This is a genomic window from Vibrio sp. V19_P1S1T109 (assembly GCF_002241375.1).
Classification (GTDB): Bacteria; Pseudomonadota; Gammaproteobacteria; order Enterobacterales; family Vibrionaceae; genus Vibrio; species Vibrio anguillarum.
Genome location: NZ_NDIM01000084.1, coordinates 1 through 4,712, shown reverse-complemented (window position 1 = coordinate 4,712; position 4,712 = coordinate 1). Strand labels below are relative to the sequence as shown.

The following is a 4,712-nucleotide window of genomic DNA, read 5'->3' as shown; positions in this document are numbered from 1 at the left end:
ATAGTGCATAGATTGACATTGTCGCCATTAAAAAGTGTCATTCTTTTGTTGTCTTCGCAAAAAATAAGCAAAGAGAGTGCCATTTCTTCGTTAGGATATTTTATTCACCAAAACTGATGCGGTTTTGTGCGATCGCATTGAAGATTTTCTCGGCATCCAAGACTCTGGCCCAAGGCATTAAATCTGATTCGTTTTCAATCATATATTGTGTTAATTGATCTTTGATAACATCGCGAAGTTTGTTCCCATCCCAAGGTTTGGCTACATAAAAATGTAGGCTGGCATGATTCACCGCTTCTACGGTGTCTTCTAGCCCTGCTTGGCCTGTTAGTAGTACTTTGCGTGTATGTTGCGTCTCTTCATTGTGGCTTAATTCAATTAAGAAACTAATGCCTGTTTGTTCGGGCATAATGTGATCGCACAAAATTAAAGCCAGCTTGATATTTTGAGCTTGGTGATCGGCAATCACTTCTTTTGCCTCTGCAACAGATTCTGCGGCTTCTAAGATAAAAAACTCTTCAAATTCGTCGAGGTCTTGTATGACGCTGTCCAATACTTCACGTTCATCGTCCACGCATAAGATCAAAAATTTGTTCATGATATTCTCCTTAATCATCAGCACGACAAGTTATCGACTAACTGGCAGCCATACCGTCATTGTCGTGTATTTATCCTGTTCAGATTGAACATCGATCCAACCTTGATGCTGGTGGACTATTTGTTGGCAGACAGAAAGCCCAATACCGAGCCCAAAGTTACCTTCTTTTTTCGTCGTGTAATTTAATGTGAAGATACGCTCTTTCTGCTCGTACGGGATCCCACAACCATTATCCGTGAAACTGATGGTTACAAAAGATTGATTACCCTGTTTTGCTAATGTGGTTGCAATGTGCAGTACGCCATTGGCTGGGAAGGCATCAATAGCGTTGGAAATGAGGTTTGTCCATACTTGTTGTAATGCAATCGGCTGACAGGTAATCAAAGGTAAGTCGGCATACTCTTTCTCAACTTTGTGGCGCTTAAGACGATTTTCGAAAATAACCAGAGTGTCTTCAATACCTTCATGAATATTGACCTTGTGCAGCGCTTCATCATCAGGGCGAGCATACCCTTTAAGGCTTCGTACCATATCGGCGATGCGTTGTGCACAAACATTGATAGAACGAAGTGTACTACCTGTTAGGAAATAGTTTTCTAATTGTTCCAGTGTTTCTAACGTTTTCTCAGGATCGTGCTTAGCCGATTGTCGGAGCGCAAGATCATCATCTAGATTGAGTTTGACCAATTTTTTCGCGATCAAACGATGATGAATTTCATTTTCTATGGCTTTAGCGCGTGCCCGCTCTTCTGATGTAGAAGTAGGTTTGGCTGAAAGTGCATTCCTTAATAGTTGGCTGCCTTTATGTTGCAGATTTTTATGTTCAGTCTCTTGGACTAAGTGCTCAATCTTGTCTGACAATGTTTCGGTTCCACGTAAAATTGCGGCGACAGGATTGTTTAGTTCATGAGCGACGCCTGCAACAAGCTGACCGAGCATGGCCATTTTTTCCCGCTCGATTAATTGCTGATGAGCTGACTCAAGTGATTCGAGCGTTTTTTGTAGTTGCAATTTAGTGTTAATACTGCGTTGTAAGCGGCGGTTAAAATGGCGGAGCAGCAAGTTAGTAAATAGGGGCAATAGCCGAGTATCCGAATGCATGACTTTTGCAAACACATCTCGGTCTAGTTTAATCACATCGGTTTTAGTCAGGGTGACGGCAGTAGAAAAAGATTTCTCACCAGTCACAAAAGACATACCACCGATAATGTTGCCTTTTTTGTGGCGAACCACTTCTCTTTGTTGCCCTAAATCATCTTTTTTATACAGGGCCACTTCACCTTCAGTGATGAACCAAAGAAAGCGGTTCTCTTCTCCCTCTTTGGTAAGAAAGTGATTAGTGGAGTATGTACGGCAGGCGCGAGTTTCATCTTCATTTTCAAAAAATTGGTGTAAAGCACCAATTACTTGTTCAGCCAGTTCTGTATCAGAAAGCTTGTGGTAATCGGAGATAAAACCATCTCGATAACTGCGCATTTTATTATCGATGTGCGCGCGTAAGATGCGCTGTTGATCAAGTATTGTGCTGTAGTTGAGAATGTTGTCTTTATCGTGATCTAAGATGTAGGTCGTGAGCTCTTTTTGGACGGTTTTATAGAGCACGTTATTTTGTAGTGGCTTAGTGAGGCAGTGATCTAATCGCCCCTCATTGACGGCGGTGAGAATGGCTTGAATATCTTGTCCGCAGCTTATCAGCACTTTCCGCGCTGAACGCGTGTGGATTGATTTATCGAGTTGAGTCAAAAAATCCGCACCATCAAACTGCTCATGGTGACTGGCAATGACCAATGCAATCGTTTGTTGCTGCTCGTGCAAATATTCTAGGGCTTGCTCAGCTTCATCTATGGTGTCCGCTGTATGAAGATCAAATTTAGCGGCGAACGGAGCTAACTCAGCTCGCAACTGTTCTGTGCTGATTGGGTTATTGTCTAAACAAAGTAGTGCGTAATGGTTCACACAAGCCTCTACTGTCATCGCTGTTTTGACTACTGTAGCAAGTATTACGCAGTGGGTTTGAGAGCTAGGTTTTAGAATTTCTCATCACATCTTAGCAATACTCTGACCTAACTCCATGTTTTGGTTTTCAATTGTTTACGGTAGACTGGGTAAAATCTTCAGGAATGGAACGCTATGAAACAGTTAAAAATCATTGGTGCGGTTGGTGGTGCTATCGTCTTAGCAGCATGTTGGCCGTTGGCTGTCGGGCAAATCGGTGAAAAGGTGATCACTAACGGTATTGCAAATATCTCTTCAGGTTCAATCGAGGCGGACATTGTCAGTTATAAGCGCGGTTACCTTTCATCAACCGTGCAAACCCGCTATCAGATTGCAGATAAAACGCTCAAACAACAGTTTGTTGCCGATGGTTTACCGACCCAAGTTTTAGTCAATAGCGAAGTTAAGCATGGCCTGTTGAGTTTAACAGCAACATCCGTTATAGCTGATCAAGAAAATCTACCATTGACGATGACCAGTATCACGCAGTTGAATGGCAATACTCAATACACTGTGGCGCTAGACAGTTGGCACTACCAAAGTGAAGATGGCGAGATGACGTTTTCGACAACGCCCGCCACATTGAAAGGTGATATTTCTGTACTAGGTGAAATCACTTATCAACTGAATGTTCCTTCTGTTGAGTTGGATTTTACTAGTGGTGAAAAAATGATGCTTTCACAGCTAACTGGTCAAGGTATAGGTAAACAAGATAAAGGCTTCTGGCTAGGACAACAGTCATTGGCGTTAGCAAAAATTAATCTTGTCGATGGCCTAGGTGAAAATACGCTGAGTATGGACAACATGCGTTATTCCTTTGATTCGGTATTAAAAGGAGAGCCTTCTCGTTTTGATAGTAATCACTTGATTGAGATGGATAAATTAACTTATAGCGAAGGCGAGGTGAAGGACCTCAATCTTGATTTTACCTTGGGTGATTTAGATGGTGACGCTTTTGAGAAGCTCTCAACGCTTTACCAAAACAGCCCAGAACTTTCTGATGAGGACATTCAGCAAGCACTACCTTATGTGCAATCATTATTCGAGAAAGGTTTTTATCTATCGATGAATAAAATGGCGCTAAAAGTTGGCCAAGGTGAGTTTGAATCAAACTGGAAGATAGCGGTTCCTGAAGGGACAAATAATGTGGTGCAAGATCCGAGTACCATTTTACCAGCCTTAACCGGCCACATTGATACCTTCATTTCTGACCAGCTGGTTGAAGATTTTCCTTTTATCCAGCAAGGTATTGATGAGCTTGTTGTGATGGAAATTATGCAGCAAACCGATCAAGGATATCGACTCCAAGCTGAACTTAAAGAGGGCAACTTGGAATTTGAAAATGGCAACCAAATGCCGCTATTGACACTATTACTTCCGGCATTGATGCGATAGCGAACGGCGCTCAAGCAAACGATTTCGCGAGTTTTAGCAATCAGTAAGAGAAAAGAGCCGATAGAAGCTCTTTTCTCGCTTTTTATCCACATCAAAAAGTGGTATTAATCACATTAATTGTCGATAGCAGGAGCAAGGAACTCATGGAATCAAATCAAGCGGGCCCAGTCTATAATTTCAGCGCAGGCCCAGCAGCCTTACCTAAAGCCGTGATGGAAAAAGCGCAAGCCGAGTTTATTAACTGGAACGAGCTTGGCACGTCCGTTATGGAAATTAGTCATCGTAGTAAACCTTTTATTCGCGTTGCTCAAGAAGCGGAGCAAGATCTGCGAGATTTGCTTAATATCCCGAGTAATTACAAAGTATTATTTTGTCAGGGTGGAGCGCGCGCTCAGTTTGCGGCGGTGCCTTTAAACTTATTAGGCGATGCGACTAAAGCGACCTATATTGATGCGGGTTACTGGGCTGAAAGTGCGGTCAAAGAAGCGAAGAAATATTGTGAAATCGATGTTTTCAACGCCAAAGTGACTAAAGAGGGCAAAACAGCGGTATTACCAGCCAGCGAATGGAAAATCGATCCTGAGTCGGCTTACGTGCATTTTTGTCCGAATGAAACGATAGATGGTATTGAGATTAATGATTTACCAGATACAGACAAACCGATTGTAGCTGATATGTCATCTACGATTTTGTCGCGCCAAATAGACGTCTCAAAGTACGGGGT

The 4,712-nt window shown here is 42.4% G+C and carries 4 protein-coding genes; 2 read left to right on the top strand and 2 right to left on the bottom strand.

Annotation, left to right across the window (positions count from 1 at the left end; genetic code table 11):
* Nucleotides 1-100 precede the first annotated feature (100 nt).
* The gene (locus tag B9J87_RS03840; RefSeq protein ID WP_026027604.1) at nt 101-598 is read right to left on the bottom strand and encodes a response regulator; all 498 of its coding nucleotides are present in this window, start codon (nt 596-598) and stop codon (nt 101-103) included.
* 30 nt (nt 599-628) lie between these two features.
* On the bottom strand, nt 629-2,554 hold the full coding sequence (locus B9J87_RS03835) for an ATP-binding protein (protein WP_176429471.1): 1,926 nt from the start codon (nt 2,552-2,554) through the stop codon (nt 629-631).
* Nucleotides 2,555-2,728: 174 nt separating this feature from the next.
* On the opposite strand from B9J87_RS03835, the gene B9J87_RS03830 reads away from it, so the two are divergent.
* Both B9J87_RS03830 and serC read left to right on the top strand, forming a co-directional pair.
* Nucleotides 2,729-3,988 (top strand): DUF945 family protein, encoded by a 1,260-nt coding sequence (locus B9J87_RS03830; RefSeq protein ID WP_064624993.1) that lies wholly within the window; start codon nt 2,729-2,731, stop codon nt 3,986-3,988.
* 98 nt (nt 3,989-4,086) lie between these two features.
* On the top strand, nt 4,087-4,712 hold a 626-nt coding region (serC, locus tag B9J87_RS03825), incomplete at its 3' end, for a 3-phosphoserine/phosphohydroxythreonine transaminase (protein WP_094149398.1).